The sequence below is a fragment of the Actinoplanes sp. NPDC023714 genome, from assembly GCF_040639855.1.
Classification (GTDB): Bacteria; Actinomycetota; Actinomycetes; order Mycobacteriales; family Micromonosporaceae; genus Actinoplanes.
The window spans coordinates 82,300-97,372 of sequence record NZ_JBFAAR010000013.1 but is presented as its reverse complement, the minus strand read 5'-3'; the positions used below and the strand labels follow the sequence as shown (position 1 = coordinate 97,372).

The window sequence follows — 15,073 nt, the reverse complement described above, 5'->3', positions numbered from 1 at the left end:
GGGGCATGTTCGAACTCGCCGGAACACTGCATCGCGGGACCATCGACTCGGTTCTGCTGAAGGACAACCCGCTCGGCGACCCGCACGTCCGGCCACTCTGGGTCTACACCCCGCCCGGGTACGCCGAGGGCACCGGGCGCTACCCCACCATCTACGTGATCCAGGGCTACTCCGGCCAGGTCGAGATGTGGGGCAACCGCCAGGCGTTCCGGCGGCCGTTCATCGAGACGGCCGATCGGGTGTTCGCCGAGAACCGGGCGCCCGGATGCATCCTCGTGTTCGTCGACGCGTGGACCGCGTACGGCGGCTCGCAGTTCGTCGACTCGCCCGGGACCGGGAAGTACCACTCGTACCTCTGCGACGAGGTGGTGCCCTACGTCGATGCTCAGTATCGGACACTCGCGCATCGCGACTCGCGGGCCATCGCCGGCAAGTCCTCGGGCGGGTTCGGCGCGATGATCACCCCGATGCTGCGGCCGGACCTCTTCGGCGCCCTGGCCACCCACGCCGGCGACGCGCTCTACGAATACTGCTACCTCAACGAGTTCGCCAAGTCGGCCCGAGCGTTGCGCGACTATGACCACGACATCCTCACCTGGTGGGACGACTTCAACTCCCGGGTCTCCATGACCAAGGAGCACGACATGTCCCTCACGCTGCTGCTCGGCTGCACGGCCGCGTTCTCCGCCGACGAGGACGGCACGCCGCGGCTGCCGTTCGACCCACGATCCGGGCAGCTGATTCCCGAACTCTGGGAGCGCTGGCTCGACTGGGACCCGATCCGGATGATCGACCGCTACGCCGACGAGCTGCGCGGCCTGCGCGCGGTCTGGATCGACGCCGGCACGCGCGACGAGTGGTTCCTCGACCTGGGCGCCGAGGCGTTCAAGGACGGCCTGACCAGAATCGGTCTCCCGGAGGACCGCATCAACTTCGAGCTCTTCCCGGCCGGGCACGGCGGCATCGACTACCGCTACCCCCTCGCCGTCGAATGGCTGGCGAACCGCCTCGAAAGAAATCCAGCATGATCGATGTCAGCGGCTAGCCTGGTCCGAGGGGACGAGGCGAGGTGGTCGTGCACATCATCTTCACGCCGGGCGAATCGGGCCTTTCCGGCCCGCCGGGGGTCGAGGTCGCGGTCCGGCCACGCAGCCGGGACGCCACGATCAAAGACCTTTTCCGTACGCTCGGAGCACCCGATCCCGGGGTCGCCACGATCGACGGCCGCCCCGTGGAGACGGCCACCAGGATCGCCGACTCCGGTCTGCACGAGGGCGCTGTGCTGGCCCCCGCGACCGGAGCCGCCGCGCCGCCTGGCGCCGCCGGACCGGCCGGGAATGCGCGGGTGGAAGTGGTGACGGTCGCCGGGCTGCGGGCCGGGCTGGTGTTCCCGCTGCCGCCCGGCCGGTGGCTGGTCGGGCGCGGCCCGCAGGCGGCGGTGCGGCTCGAGCACGACACGGTCTCCCGTGAGCATTGCGTGCTGGAGGTCGGAAACCAGGGGGTGTCGGTCGCCGACCTCGGGGCCGCCAACGGCGTACAGATCAATGGTGTGACCGAAAGGGAACGCACCTGGATCTCGCCGGGAGACGTGATCGGGGTCGGCGCGGCGGGGCTCGCGGTGCGGCTCGTGAGCGACGCGGACCGACCGGCCGGGCTGGATCTGCGGCGGCATCTCGGGCGGGGCGGCACCGTGTCGTTCAACCGGCCGCCGCGATCGGCGCCCCCGGCCGGACCGATCGAGATCACCGCGCCCGCCGAACCGAAGGAACCGGCGAAGGCGCACTTCAGCGTGGCCTCGACGCTCGGGCCGCTGGTGATCGCGGTGCTCATGGTGGCGATCACCAGGGATCTGCGGTTCGGGCTGTTCGCGCTGCTGTCGCCGCTGATCGGGATCGGCACCTATGTGGAGTCGCGGCGGCGCAACCGGAAGGAGGCGGCCGAGGGGGAGAGGAAGTTCGCGGACGGCCTGACCGAACTCGATCAGCGCATGGCGGAGGCCGGCGCGGCCGAGCGGAACCGGCTGCGGCACATCCTCGCCGACCCGGCCGAGACGCTGCGCCGCGCCGCCCTGCCGAGCACCCGGCTCTGGGAGCGCCGCCCGCACCACGACGACCACCTGCTGCTCACCGCCGGGATCGCGGACCTGCCGTGGCGGCCGCCGGTGCGCGCCGAGACCGGGAGACTGCCGGACACCGTCGCCGAGCGGGTCGGCGCCGTCCGCCTCCCGGCCGCCCCCATCGCCGTCGACCTGGACCGGGGCGGCGTCGTCGGGATCGCCGGCGACCGGCCGGCCGCGCTCGCGGTGGCCCGCAGCCTGCTCTGCCAGGCCGCCGTCCACCACGGTCCGGCCGACCTGACCGTCGGCGTCTTCGTCGACGACGGCCGCGAGCCGGAGTGGGAGTGGGCGAAGTGGCTGCCGCACACCCGGCTCGGCGACGACAGCGGCCGGTGGCTGTCCCATCGCCGCGACCGCAGCGACGCCATGCTCCGGCAGCTGGCCGCCGGCGGAGCGACCGGGGGAGCCGCCGGGGGAGCCGCCGGCGGGGCGGCCGGGACCGCGCTGGTCGTGCTCGACTCGGATGTGCTGACCGAAGGTGTTCACTCCCCGGCGCGCGACCTGCTGAACGCCGCCCGGGTCGTCACCTCCGGAGGATTCGGTCATACCGGTCCGGCGGTCCGGGTCGCCGGGATCGTGCTCGCGGCCACCGCCGACCGGCTGCCCGCCGCCTGCGACACGGTCATCGAGATCGCCGGGCCGGACGGCGACGCCACGGTACGCCGGCCCGCCGAGGGCACCGAGGTGCCGAACGTGCTGCTCGCCGGCCTGGCCGTCGCCGAGGCCCGCACGTGCGCGCGGCACCTGGCCCGCTTCGACGACCCGGAGCTGCGGCGCACCGGCGCGGGACTGCCGGACGGCGTACGCCTGCTGCCCATGCTCGGCCTGGCCCGGATCGACGCCGAGGCGATCCGGGAACGGTGGCGCCGGGCCGACCCGGTCGCCCTTTCCGCGCCCCTCGGCATGACCGATAACGGCGTCTTCACCCTCGACCTGATCCGGGACGGGCCGCACGGCCTGGTCGGCGGCACCACCGGCTCCGGCAAGAGCGAGCTGCTGCGCAGCCTGGTCGCCGCGCTCGCGGCCGGAGCCGACCCGCAGCACCTCACGTTCGTGCTGATGGACTACAAGGGCGGCGCCGCGTTCGACGAGTGCGCGCGCCTGCCGCACACCGTCGGCCTCGTCACCGACCTCGACGAACAGCTCGGTGAGCGGGCGCTGCGCGCCCTCGAGGCGGAACTGCGGCGGCGCGAGCGGCGGCTGCGGGAGGTGCGGGCCGACAACCTCATCGAGTACGTGCGGAGCGGCGCCGCCGGCGCCGAGCCGATGCCGCGCCTGGTCGTGGTGATCGACGAGTTCGCGACCATGGCGAAGGAGCTGCCGGACTTCCTGACCGCGCTGGTCGGCATCGCGCAGCGCGGACGGACCCTCGGCGTGCACCTCATCCTCGCCACGCAGCGGCCGTCCGGCGCGGTGAACGACAACATCCGCACCAACACGAACCTGCGGGTGGCGCTGCGCGTGCAGGACACCGCCGACTCGATCGACGTGATCGGGGTACGGGACGCGGCCGAGCTCAGCCGCCTGCTGCCGGGCCGGGCCTACGTGCGGCTCGGGCCGGGCGAGGTCGTGCCGATCCAGACGGCGCTGGTCACGACGGCGTCCGGGGGAGGGGACGACGCCCCGGTGTCGGTGGAGCCGTTCGTTTTCGGCGCTGCTTCCCCCCGTACCCATGAGGGGGTGCGAAGCCCGGGGCGCACGGACCTGGCGCGGCTCGTCGACGCGGTCGCCGAAGCGGCTGCCGGCATGCCGGCGCCGCATCGACCGTGGCCGGAACCGATCAGTGGAGACATCGACCTCGCCACCCTGCCGCCGTCGGAGGCGCAGGCCGTCGTGGCGCTCGCCGACGACCCGGACAACCAGCGGCAGCTCCCGATCGGCTGGGACCCCTCCGACGGGAATCTGCTGCTCTTCGGCATCACCGGCAGCGGAACCACGACGACGCTGATCTCCCTGGCGCTCAGTCTCGCGGTGGCGCGGGCGCCGGATCAGCTGGAGATCTACGCGATCGACTACGGAACCGGGGATCTGTCGGTGCTCGAAGCGCTGCCGCACACCGGCTCGGTGATCGCCGCGGATGACCGGGAACGACAGGTGCGCCTGATCCGTCATCTGCGCGCCGAACTCGACCGGCGCCGGACCGCCCCGTCGCGTCCGCTGCTCGTGCTGATCGACAACCTGTCCGCGCTGCGCGCCGCCTTCGACGATGTGGAGGGGCTCTCGGTCGTCGACGTGCTCACCCGGCTCTATGCGGACGGCACCGCGGCGGGCATCTGGTTCGCCGTCACGGCTGACCGGTTCAGCACAGTGCCGGCGGCGTGGACGTCGGTGACGACGCAGCGGTGGCTGTTCCGGCTGCCGGATCCCTACGACTATGTGCAGGCCGGGCTGTCGCGGAAGGACGTGCCCGCTCGGGTGCCGGGGCGGTTCGTCGCGCTGCCCGGCGGTCTGCAGGCGCAGGTGGGGAAGCCGTCGGTGGCGCTGGTGGCGGCGGTGGCACGAAAAAATCCGGATTTATCCGGATTTGCTGTGCGGATCGGGGTGTTGCCGTCGGCTGTGACCGTTTCGGATCTGCCGCCGCCGGAGCTGGCCGGGGAACCGTGGCGGCTGCCGGTCGGGATTCAGGAGTCCGATCTGGGTGCGGCGGCGCTCGTGCTCTACGAGGGCGACCACGCGCTGATCGCCGGCCCGGCCCGCTGCGGCAAGAGCACGACGCTGCTGACGCTGGCGGCCGTGCTGAAGGGCGCCGGCTCGGCGGCCGGCCCGCCTGCTGGCTCGGCGGCCGGTCCGGCTGCTGGCCCGACGGCTGGTCCGGGATCGGGTCGCGCGCTGGTGGCGGCGGTGGGTTCCTGGCGATCCCCCCTGCGAACCTGCGGCGAGGTGGACCGGTTCGCCCAGTCCGGCGGCGCCGCGGCCGCCCTCCTGGCCGACCTCCGCACGGCCGGGGGCCCGGTGGTCCTGCTGATCGACGACGCCGAGTCCCTGGACGACGCGGACGGAGCGATAGCCGGCCTGCTGACGATGAACCGCCCCGATCTGCACGTCATAGCGGCGGGCCGATCCGACGCGCTGCGCACCCTGTACGGCCACTGGACCCAGACGGTGCGCCGCTCCAAGGCGGGTCTGCTGCTACGCCCCAATGTCGACCTGGACGGCGACCTGCTGGGCGTGACATTGCCCAGACGTTCGCCGGTGAAGCTGGGGGTGGGCCGGGGTTATCTGGTCCACAACGGAGAGTGGGACATAGCGCAGGTGGCCCAGCCCTGATCAGCGGGCCGGCTTCCGTCACCCGGGCTTCGCGCCATCTCGGCCGGCCCGGTCAACCGAGCGCGGCAGCCAGCACCGCGAGCGCCCCTCCACAAACAGCCAGCAGAACGACCACCGAAACGACGACAGCAACGACGGGCCGCCGATCCGTCCCCGCCGCCACGCCGTCACCCGAGAACAAGTCCTCGGGCGCCCTTTCGCCGCCCGGACGAACCCCGGCCGGAAGCAGAACCGTAGGCCGCCCCACCCCCACCGGAACCGTCATCCGAGCCGGCCGCCCCCGCGGCACCGCCACCAGATGCCGCCGCTGAGATTCCGGAGCGACCCCGCCCCCGGGCCGCCCCCGAGGAAGCGCAACCAGGTGCCGCCGCCCATCGGAACCTCCGGGCAGGCCCCCGACCCGCCCGAACTCCGACACCGGCACACTCACTCGTCAACCCTGACACGGAGAGTGCTCGCAGGAGAGCGTTCGGTATGTCAGATCCCGCCCCCACCCGGCCATCCCTCCCCACCGGTTCGGCCGACCCCCGTCTCACTTCCTAGCCTCCTAGGACGCCATGGGCGACCCGAACACCCGGCTCAAGACCGCAGCGCTCCACCCAGACAGTGCAGAACCAGCCGCAAGGCCTCATGCCGCGACACCCGCTGCTCCGCCATGTAACTCCACCCGGCATACAGCTGAGCCCACAACAGACTCTGCACCCAATCCGCCGGCAGCGACGGATCGATCGTCCCGTCGGCATGTCCCCGCGCCACCATCGCCGAGAACTCCGGATCACACCCCTCCGGCGAATCGAACGAGACCTGCTCGTTGAAGAGCAGCGACAACACATCCCCGAGGTCGAAGTACTCCTGGCCGAGCCGCCGCACCGCATCGCCGGCCGTGTCGTCCCCGATCCGGGCGCGTTCGCGGGCCGCCGAGAGCCGGGACAGCGCCTCGGACCGCAGGGCGACGATCAGTTCGGCGCGATCGGCGTAGTACCGGTGCAGCGTCGTGCGTCCCACTCCGGCCGCGACCGCCACGTCGCCGAGCGGGGCGGCGGGGTTGCGCGCGAAGACCGTGATGGCCGCGTCGAGGATGGCCTGCCGCGTGCGGCCGCGCGGTCCCGGTGAAATCACGTGGCACAGATTATCACTTGCCCATAGTGGAACACCGATGTTCCACTATGGGCATGCCGGAAACCACGAGAACGCTGCTCGCCTTCCTGCGACCGCACCGCCGCACCATGCTGCTCGGCCTGATCCTCGGCCTGCTCGGCAACGCCGCCGCCCTCGCCACCCCGATGGTCACCAAGTGGGTGCTCGACTCCTTCGGCGGCGGCGTCGAACTGAAGCGGCCGGTGCTGATCCTGATCGGACTCCTGTTCGCCGGGGCCGCGATCAGCCTCTGGCAGTGGATCGTGATGGGCCGGCTCGCCCAGCGCATCGTGCTCGACGCCCGCACCTCGGTGATCACCAGATATTTCCAGGCGCGCGTCTACGATCTGCAGAAACGTTCGACCGGGGAGCTCGTCACCCGGGTCACGTCGGACACCGGCCTGCTGCACGAGGCGTCCGGCAGCGTCGTCGGCCTGATCAACGCGGGGGTCGGGTTGATCGGCACGATCGTACTGATGGGTGTGCTCGATCTGACCCTGCTCGGCTGCACGATGATCGCGGTGGTGCTGGTCGCCGTGATCATGGCGATGCTGCTGCCGAAGATCGGGACGGCGCAGACGGCCGCGCAGGAGTCGGTCGGCAGGCTCGGCGCGAACCTCGAGGGCGCGCTCCGGGCGATACGCACCGTGAAGGCGAGCCGCGCCGAGCAGCGGCAGAGCGAGCGGATCATCGGCAACGCGCAGGATGCCGCCACGCACGGATTCCGTGCCGCGAAGATCAGCGCCGTGGTGTGGACGATCTCCTGGTCCGGCATCAACCTCGCCGTGATCCTGATCCTCGCGGTCGGTTCGTGGCGCGCGAGCGAGGGCCTGTTGCAGGTGTCCGCCCTGGTCGCGTTCCTGCTCTACGTGTTCCAGCTGATGGGGCCGATCTCCGAGCTGACGCAGAACCTCACGGCGCTCCAGGCGGGCATCGCCGCCGCGGGCCGCATCAACCAGTTGAAGGACATCGAGGGAGAGCTTTCCGCCTTGCCGGCGGCTTCCTTTTCGGTACGAGGGGACAACCCCGTGCTGGAGCTGAGATCCGTGACTGCCCGTTACGGGCCGGACGCCCCGCAGGCGGTCCGCGGCGTCGACCTCGTGGTGCCTCGGCGCGGTCACCTCGCGATCATCGGCCCGTCCGGCGCCGGCAAGACGACCCTGTTCTCGCTGCTGCTGCGCTTCCTCGAGCCGGAGCACGGCGAGATCCTGCTCGACGGCCGTCCCTACACCGGCTACTCGCACGATCAGGTTCGGTCACGGCTCGCGTACGTGGAGCAGGAGACCCCGATCGTCCCCGGCACGATCGCGGAGAACCTGCGCTACACCCACCCGGACGCCACCGACGACGAGCTGCACGCCGTGCTCCGCGCGGTCCGCCTCGCCGACAAGATCGCCGAACTGCCGGACGGCCTGGCGACCTCGCTCTCCTCGACGGATCTCTCCGGGGGCCAGCGTCAGCGGATCGCCCTGGCCCGGGCGCTGCTGCGCACCCCCGACGTGCTGCTCCTCGACGAGGCGACCGCCCAGGTGGACGGCCTCACCGAGGCGGCCGTGCAGGAATGCGTCCGCGACCGCGCCGCCGCGGGAGCGGTCGTCACGATCGCGCACCGCCTCTCCACGGTCCTCGACGCCGACACCATCGTGGTGATGGAGAACGGCCTGGTCCGGGCCCAGGGCACCCATACCGAGCTCTACGGATCCGACGACCTCTACCGACGCCTTGTCGAGGCCCTCCGCATCGCGGCCGCCCAGCCGCAGCCGGCCACGGCGTGACCGTCATTCGACGGTGAGGGCCGCGTTCAGGTCGATCGACTGCAGGTAGACCCGCTTCTCGTAGTGGCGGTAGACGCCGAGGCCCAGGATGAGCAGCGACAGGGACGATGCCGCGAAGACGCTCACGACCAGCGGCGCGTTCGTCATGTGGAACCCGGCCCCTTGAGCGAGGAAGGCGCTGACGACCAGGCCCGCGACGTTGAGCACGTAGAGGACACCGAAACTCATCCGGTCACGGACGAACATGCGCACCTCGGGGTGTCTGCGCAGCCAGCTCTCCCACTCCAGCGCCGGTACGTCGCCGCCGAGAACCCGGTTGATCTTCTGCTCCAGGCACGACAGGAAAGCGCCGGCCCGGATGGATCGGAAGATCTCGACGAACCACACGCTCACTATGAAGATGCTGAGCAGGGGTACGACGAAGAGCAGGGCCAGGATGGCGATCAGCCTCTCCTCGACCTGCAGGGCGAGGCCGATGAGAACGGCTATGCCCGTGATGCCGAACTGCATGATCGTCTGCTGGGCGTGCTGCGCCTGCAGCGACTCGGCACGCAGGCTCTGGTATTCCGCGAGGGCCACGGTGATCCACCGGGAGGCATCGTGATCCTCGGTCCGGAAGGAGACCGGCATCTCGAACTCACGATGATCCAGGATCTGCCGGCGCAGGTGCTGTCCGACGCGGGGGACTGGCATGGTCGGCCTCCGTTCCGGTCTGGAAGGGCCGCCTCTTGTTACGTGTCTAGTGGGAGACCGGCCGGCAGACAATCCCCTCAATCGAGGGAAGGCGCAGGCGGTGAGGACTTGCCGTCCCAGTCGCTCGTGAGCGCCCACACGGCCCCGGCCGTCCAGGCCTGGAGCCTCGTGGCCCGCCGGGGCACGAAGGGCGGGCCCCCGTCGAGCGGGGCGGCGTAGCACTCCGGCATGCACCCGAGAACCTCGACGGCGTCGAGCACCCCTTCCGCGACGCGCCGGGCCAGGCCGGACGCCCCGTATCGGCGCAAGGCGCCCCAGGTGAACCAGCATTCGAAGGGCCAGACGGATCCGAGGTGGTACGCGTCGGGTGCGAAGCTCGGATGTTCCGATGAGATCGTCCGCGGGCCCCACGGCGTCATCAGGGATTCCAATGCCGTCACCGCCGGCGCTATCCGCGCGGGCTTCAGCAGGCCGGACCAGAGAAGGATGCCGATCTCACTGGCCTTTGTCGGCACCGCCCGCCCGTGGCCGTCGACGGCGAGTGCCGGCCAGGGCTCGCCGTGCCCGAAGAACGTCTCCTCGACCGCGTCGGCCAACCGGTCCGCGTCCGCGTCGAAGCCGTGACAGCGCAGGGCCTCGTAGGCGAACGCCTGGGCGGAGGCCACCGCGACGGGGCCTTCCACCTGGTCGCCGCTGGGCCATCGGATGCCGGAACCCTCCTTGTCCCACAGGCCGTCCCGCCAGCCCTGGTGGTAGAGGCCGCCTTCGCGATGCCCGTCATAGGTGATCAAACCGTTGGCGGTGAGGCCGGAGCGCAACCACTCCAGGGCGGCGGCGACCGTCCCGTCGCTGATGCCCAGCCGGGCCGCGACGATCAGATAGAGGGAGGTGGAGTCGACCGATCCGAAATAGCGGAGGCTTCCGTCCGGCGCGACGGGCCAGGCGTGCTCGCGATGCCACTGCGGGGCGACCTCCCAGTCCTCGTGGGGGATCTTTCCGGGCTCCTCGGAGGTCTGCGGGACGTGCCTCCGGCCCTGCCGCGAGCCGAGCGAGGCCACCGTGGCCGCGGCGATCGCCGGCCGGACCGGCAGGACCTGGAGCGCCGCGATCAGCGCGTCCCGGCCGAACAGCGTGGCGTACCGCCCGACGGGCTCGTCGGCGGCGGGTGCGGCCGACGCCGTCAGGAAACCTTCACCGGTCACCAGTCGATCGATGACGGAGAGAGCGCACTCCGCTGAGGCATACACGAATCTGGATTCCCCTCGCCGCCTCCGGTGATCGTAATACCCCCGGCGCTATAAGCCGGAGGAAGGCGCCGGCGGGGTGTGACCCCCGCCGCAGCACAAGTTCTTTGAATCTGAAATAGTTTCTCCGTCAAGGAAGTTGTGCAGGGCAGTCCGGGACGACGGAAGCCCCGGCCGGAAGCACCAGGAGCGGTCATGCAGTTCGGAATCTTCAGCGTCAGCGACATCACGACCGACCCGACCACCGGCCGGACCCCGACCGAGGCGGAGCGGATCAAGAACATCGTCACGATCGCGAAGCATGCGGAGGAGGTCGGCCTCGACGTCTTCGCGCTCGGCGAGCACCACAACGAGCCGTTCTTCTCGTCCTCGCCGACGACCACGCTCGCCTACATCGCGGCGCAGACGACGACGCTGCAGCTCAGCACCGCCACCACGCTGATCACCACGAACGACCCGGTGAAGATCGCCGAGGACTTCGCGATGCTGCAGCACCTCGCGGACGGCCGCGTCGACCTGACGCTGGGCCGCGGCAACACCGGGCCGGTCTACCCCTGGTTCGGCAAGGACATCCGGGCCGGCATCCCGCTGGCGATCGAGAACTACGCGCTGCTGCACCAGCTGTGGCGCGAGCACGTCGTCAACTGGCAGGGCAAGTTCCGCACCCCGCTGCAGAGCTTCACCTCGACGCCGCGCCCGCTCGACGAGGTGCCGCCGTTCGTCTGGCACGGCTCGATCCGCAGCCCGGAGATCGCCGAGCAGGCCGCCTACTACGGTGACGGCTTCTTCGCGAACCACATCTTCTGGCCGAAGGAGCACACGCAGCGCATGGTCGGCCTGTACCGCCAGCGCTTCGAGCACTACGGCCACGGCAAGGCGGACCAGGCCATCGTCGGCCTCGGCGGCCAGGTGTTCCTGCACCGGAACAGCCAGGAGGCGGTCAAGCAGTTCCGGCCGTACTTCGACAACGCGCCGGTCTACGGCCACGGTCCGTCGCTCGAGGACTTCACCCGGGAGACGCCGCTGACCGTCGGCAGCCCGCAGCAGGTGATCGACCGCACGCTCGGCTTCCGCGAGTACGTCGGCGACTACCAGCGCCAGCTGTTCCTGATGGACCACGCCGGCCTGCCGGTGAAGACCGTGCTCGAGCAGCTGGACCTGCTCGGCTCCGAGGTCGTGCCGGTGCTCCGCAAGGAGTTCGCCGCCCTCAAGCCGGCCCACGTGCCGGACGCTCCCACGCACGCGTCCCTGGTGGCCGCGCGCGACGCCAAGAAGGACGAGGTCTCGGCATGAAGCAGCGCAAGCTCGTCGTCATCAGCGCCGGCCTGAGCCAGCCGTCGTCGACCCGCCTGCTCGCGGACCAGCTGTCCGCGGCGGCGGTCGGCGCCGCCGCCCGGCTCGGCGTCACCCTCGACACCCAGGTCGTCGAGCTCCGCGACCTGGCCCACGAGATCACCGACAACATGCTGACCGGGTTCGCTCCGGTGAACCTGAAGCAGGCCCAGGAGGCGGCGACCGCCGCCGACGCCCTGATCGTGGTGACCCCGGTGTTCAGCGCGTCCTACAGCGGCCTGTTCAAGTCGTTCTTCGACGTGATCGACAAGGACGCCCTGGTCGACAAGCCGGTGCTGCTCGCCGCGACGGCCGGGACCGCGCGTCACTCGCTCGTCATCGAGCACGCACTACGACCGTTGTTCGCCTACCTGCGCGCCACGATCCTGCCGACCGGCGTGTTCGCGGCGAGCGACGACTGGGGCGCCAACTCGGTCGAGGGTCCGCTCCGGGGCCGCATCGAGCGGGCCGCGGGTGAGCTGGCCCGCGAGGTCGAGCGCCGCGAGCCGGCGGTGGTGGCCGATCCCTTCGCCCTGACCGGCGACTTCGAGGACATGCTCAAGAGCCTTTAAGACCCTGATTCCGTACGTCGGCAGCGCGCCTGGGGTACCCGCCCCGGGCGCGCATCGCCGTTCCCCGCCGGTCCGTCCGGGGCTTCCGTGCTCGGGGTCAGCCGATGCCGACCGTGGTGAAGAACCAGAGGGACGAGGTCAGCCAGAGACCCGCGATCGCGGTGAGGACCAGACCTCCGGCGAGCGGGAGGACCCAGGCGCGCCCTTCGCCGGGGCGGCTTTCGTCTGGGCGGCTTTCGTCTGGGCGGCTCAGGAGGAGCATCTTCGTGACGAAGGCGCCGTAGAAGAGGCAGCCCAGGATCGAGTGGGCCAGCGTTCGCAGGCTCGCCGAGCTGAAGCCGAGGGCGTAGAGGCAGTGCACGGCGATCGGCAGGGAGAGCAGCAGGGCGATCCGGCCGCTCCATCGGTGGAGGGCGGGGATTCCCGGCCGGGACGGCAGTTTGCCGTACACGGAAAGGCTTGTGATCAATTGGACCACCGCGAGAAGCATGACGGCTGTGGCCAGCCACACCTTGCCGGTCTGCAGGCGGAGCGCGTCGCCGATGCCGGAGGTGCCGGACGGATCGTGCAGGCGACCGTAGACGCCGAGTCCGACCGCGACGCCGACACCCGCCACCACCGGAAGCCATACGCGTGGCCGGCGCAGGGTGCCGGCGTCCACGGTCAGAATCCCTCCCCGCTGTCGACGTCGATCGTGATGGTGCCGAGGGTGGAGCCGTCGACGCTGACCCGGCCGTTCGTGACGTCGAGTGAGGGCGCGGGGGAGGGCACGCCGTCCCGGGTCACCACGCCGACCTGGCGGCCGTTGTCGAGCACGATCCAGGAACCGCTGAGCTGGGCGCCGCGCACGCGGGCCGCGGTGCGGTAGAGCCCGGACGGCTTCTTCACCTTACGCAGCGTGAACGCGTGCGTGTCGCCCTCGACGGTGACCTCGCCCTCGGCCGAGGCGGCGTCGAACGTGCCGGTGATCCGGCTGCCGTCCTTCCCCTCGAGGGCGAGCTTGCCGGCCTTCGCGGTGCCCCGCAGCCAGGACTCGACACGTTCGCCGTCGCAGATGTACGCGATCGCCGTCCCGTCCCGGATCGAGATGGCGAGGGTGCCGGCGTCGTCCTCCACACGGCCCGCGAGCGTGACCCGCAGCCGCTCGGCGACGGGTGTCGTGGTGATGCCGGCGGTGGGCTCGGTGGTCGGGTCCGCGGTCTGCGGGGTGACCTTCGGCGGAATGCTGATCTGCTGGATGGCCTGCCCGTTCTGCTCGCCGGCGGCGGCCGCGTTGATCCCGGCCAGGGTGGCGGCGACGAGGGCCGCGGCGCCGAGCGTGATGAGGGGTCCCCGGCGCCAGCGGGAGGGCGGCGTCGTCTCCGCCGGGGTGGACGGTGACGGGGGAGGAGGAGTGACGCCGGGCCGCAGCCGGGTGTCGTTGAGGGCCGGCGGAGGAGGCGGGCCGGGCCAGGGCGTGGCCGGTGGCGGCGGGCCGGGCCAGGGCGTGGCCGGTGGCGGCGGCGATTCGGCCCAGGGGCCGGCCTGCGGCGGCGGGGTGGCAGCCCACGGACCCGCCTCGGACGATGAAGCCGGAGCCGGAGCCGGAGCCGGAGCCGGAGCCGGTCCTGTTGCTTCGGCGCTGCGCAGGTAGGCGGCCACCCTCCGCGCCGGCGGCCTCTGCCGCGGGTCGGCCGCCAGGCAGTCGCGGGCCACCGGGGCGAGGGAGGGCGGCAGCGCCCCCGGATCCAGGCCCGCGATCCCGGTCGTGAGCTCCACGATCAGCACCCCGAGCGACCACACGTCGGCTGCCGCCGTGGCCGCGCCGCCGCCGAAGACCTCCGGCGCGGTGTAGCCGGGCGTTCCGCCGGGCGCGCCCCGCTCGGCGTCGTGGAGGAGGACCGCCACCCCGAAGTCGGTGATCCGCGCCCGCGGCGGCCCGTCGCCCGGCACGACCAGGATGTTCTCCGGTTTGAGGTCGAGGTGCACGACGCCCTGCGCGTGGGCCGCGGCGAGGGCGGCGGCGACCTGACCGGCGATGGCCGCGACCTCGGCGGCCGGCAGGCGCCCACCGCGGAACTCCAGGTAGCGGCGGAGGTCGGGACCGTCCACGTAGTCCATGACCAGGGCCAGGGTCTCACCCTCGACGACGAGGTCGCGCAGCCCGACGATGTTCGGATGATCGAGGTCGCGGAGCGCCGCCTCCTCGCGGAGGAACAGTTCCCGGACGCGACGGTCCGACGCGTACTCGGGGCGCAGCAGTTTCGCGGCGAGCGGAGGGCCGCCGGATCGGCTGGTGGCGCGGCGCACCACCGCGACGGCACCCCGGCCGATCTCCTCGTGCAGGAGGTATTCCCGGCCGAGCGGTTCTTGATCGGCCATTCCCCGTGCCCCCTAAAAGATCATCGAAAAAGGATCACCGGAATGATCTAGAACTATTTCAGGACTCCCCATTGTCCTCACTCCGCACCTATCCTTGCAATCACTTGCCAATTGCAGGGGATGGCGATGGTCGATCTGCGGGGGATTTCCGAGGACGTGCCGTTCGACTGGGACGCGGCCACCCGGCTCGCATCCCAGCTGCGCTCGAGCGCCGACGAGTGCGAGGGGGTGATCCCCCGGCGCACCTCGGTGGCGACGCTCGCGACCGAGGAGTGGCGCGGCGTCTACGCGCGTCAGTTCGCCACCCGGATGGGCCTCTGCGTCACCGACGCGCAACGCCTCGCGACCGCGATGCGCCAGGCCGCGAACCAGGTGGACGAGCTGGCCCGGCTCGCGCGCGAGGAGCAGGACCGGCGGGAGAAGGCGCGCGAGTGGCAGCGCCGGCAGGAGGACGAGGGCGTTCTCGACAAGATCGGCGACTTCGTCTTCGGCGAGGACGATCTGCCGCCGGTGCCGGATCCGATCACGCCACCGGTCTACACCGCCCCGCCACCCGCCGTCGGCGCCCGGGAGTGA

At 71.4% G+C, this 15,073-nt stretch carries 11 protein-coding genes; 6 read left to right on the top strand and 5 right to left on the bottom strand.

Annotation, left to right across the window (positions count from 1 at the left end):
* Window positions 1-5: 5 nt before the first annotated feature.
* Both AB0G10_RS38445 and AB0G10_RS38440 read left to right on the top strand, forming a co-directional pair.
* Window positions 6-1,028: an alpha/beta hydrolase-fold protein gene (locus AB0G10_RS38445; protein WP_360933716.1), complete on the top strand. Its 1,023-nt coding sequence runs from the start codon at window positions 6-8 to the stop codon at window positions 1,026-1,028.
* A gap of 41 nt (window positions 1,029-1,069) precedes the next feature.
* Window positions 1,070-5,383 carry an FtsK/SpoIIIE domain-containing protein gene (locus AB0G10_RS38440; protein WP_360933713.1) on the top strand — a complete coding sequence of 1,438 codons (4,314 nt, stop codon included), beginning with the start codon at window positions 1,070-1,072 and terminating at the stop codon, window positions 5,381-5,383.
* A gap of 579 nt (window positions 5,384-5,962) precedes the next feature.
* Here the strand turns inward: AB0G10_RS38440 and AB0G10_RS38435 are convergent.
* Window positions 5,963-6,502 (bottom strand): TetR/AcrR family transcriptional regulator, encoded by a 540-nt coding sequence (locus AB0G10_RS38435; protein ID WP_360933711.1) that lies wholly within the window; start codon window positions 6,500-6,502, stop codon window positions 5,963-5,965.
* A 53-nt stretch (window positions 6,503-6,555) separates the two neighbouring features.
* Between AB0G10_RS38435 and AB0G10_RS38430 the strand changes: the two genes are divergently transcribed.
* A complete protein-coding gene (locus AB0G10_RS38430; protein ID WP_360933708.1) occupies window positions 6,556-8,295 on the top strand; it encodes an ABC transporter ATP-binding protein in 1,740 nt (579 codons plus the stop codon).
* A 3-nt stretch (window positions 8,296-8,298) separates the two neighbouring features.
* Here the strand turns inward: AB0G10_RS38430 and AB0G10_RS38425 are convergent, their stop codons facing one another.
* Together AB0G10_RS38425 and AB0G10_RS38420 are read right to left on the bottom strand one after the other, a co-directional pair.
* Window positions 8,299-8,988: a hypothetical protein gene (locus AB0G10_RS38425; RefSeq protein WP_360933705.1), complete on the bottom strand. Its 690-nt coding sequence runs from the start codon at window positions 8,986-8,988 to the stop codon at window positions 8,299-8,301.
* A 77-nt stretch (window positions 8,989-9,065) separates the two neighbouring features.
* Window positions 9,066-10,190, bottom strand: coding sequence for a hypothetical protein (locus tag AB0G10_RS38420; protein WP_360933702.1), 1,125 nt, complete (start codon window positions 10,188-10,190; stop codon window positions 9,066-9,068).
* 237 nt (window positions 10,191-10,427) lie between these two features.
* Between AB0G10_RS38420 and AB0G10_RS38415 the strand changes: the two genes are divergently transcribed.
* Together AB0G10_RS38415 and AB0G10_RS38410 are read left to right on the top strand one after the other, a co-directional pair.
* Window positions 10,428-11,525, top strand: coding sequence for an LLM class flavin-dependent oxidoreductase (locus AB0G10_RS38415; RefSeq protein WP_360933700.1), 1,098 nt, complete (start codon window positions 10,428-10,430; stop codon window positions 11,523-11,525).
* Window positions 11,522-12,136, top strand: a complete 615-nt coding sequence (locus tag AB0G10_RS38410; RefSeq protein WP_360933697.1) for an FMN reductase — start codon at window positions 11,522-11,524, stop codon at window positions 12,134-12,136. The genes AB0G10_RS38415 and AB0G10_RS38410 overlap by 4 nt, the downstream gene beginning before the upstream one ends.
* Window positions 12,137-12,233: 97 nt before the next feature.
* Here AB0G10_RS38410 and AB0G10_RS38405 read toward each other — a convergent pair whose 3' ends face one another.
* Both AB0G10_RS38405 and AB0G10_RS38400 read right to left on the bottom strand, forming a co-directional pair.
* Window positions 12,234-12,797, bottom strand: a complete 564-nt coding sequence (locus AB0G10_RS38405; protein ID WP_360933694.1) for a DUF6529 family protein — start codon at window positions 12,795-12,797, stop codon at window positions 12,234-12,236.
* 2 nt (window positions 12,798-12,799) lie between these two features.
* A complete protein-coding gene (locus tag AB0G10_RS38400) occupies window positions 12,800-14,497 on the bottom strand; it encodes a serine/threonine-protein kinase (RefSeq protein ID WP_360933691.1) in 1,698 nt (565 codons plus the stop codon).
* Window positions 14,498-14,617: 120 nt separating this feature from the next.
* Between AB0G10_RS38400 and AB0G10_RS38395 the strand changes: the two genes are divergently transcribed.
* On the top strand, window positions 14,618-15,073 hold the full coding sequence (locus tag AB0G10_RS38395; protein ID WP_360933688.1) for a hypothetical protein: 456 nt from the start codon (window positions 14,618-14,620) through the stop codon (window positions 15,071-15,073).

Bases quoted from the DNA above. Each gene is read 5' to 3' on its own strand.
- AB0G10_RS38445 (WP_360933716.1), top strand. From the start codon at position 6: ATGTTCGAACTCGCCGGAACACTGCATCGCGGGACCATCGACTCGGTT.
- AB0G10_RS38430 (WP_360933708.1), top strand. From the start codon at position 6,556: ATGCCGGAAACCACGAGAACGCTGCTCGCCTTCCTGCGACCGCACCGC.
- AB0G10_RS38425 (WP_360933705.1), bottom strand. From the start codon at position 8,988: ATGCCAGTCCCCCGCGTCGGACAGCACCTGCGCCGGCAGATCCTGGAT.
- AB0G10_RS38415 (WP_360933700.1), top strand. From the start codon at position 10,428: ATGCAGTTCGGAATCTTCAGCGTCAGCGACATCACGACCGACCCGACC.
- AB0G10_RS38410 (WP_360933697.1), top strand. From the start codon at position 11,522: ATGAAGCAGCGCAAGCTCGTCGTCATCAGCGCCGGCCTGAGCCAGCCG.
- AB0G10_RS38400 (WP_360933691.1), bottom strand. From the start codon at position 14,497: ATGGCCGATCAAGAACCGCTCGGCCGGGAATACCTCCTGCACGAGGAG.
- AB0G10_RS38395 (WP_360933688.1), top strand. From the start codon at position 14,618: ATGGCGATGGTCGATCTGCGGGGGATTTCCGAGGACGTGCCGTTCGAC.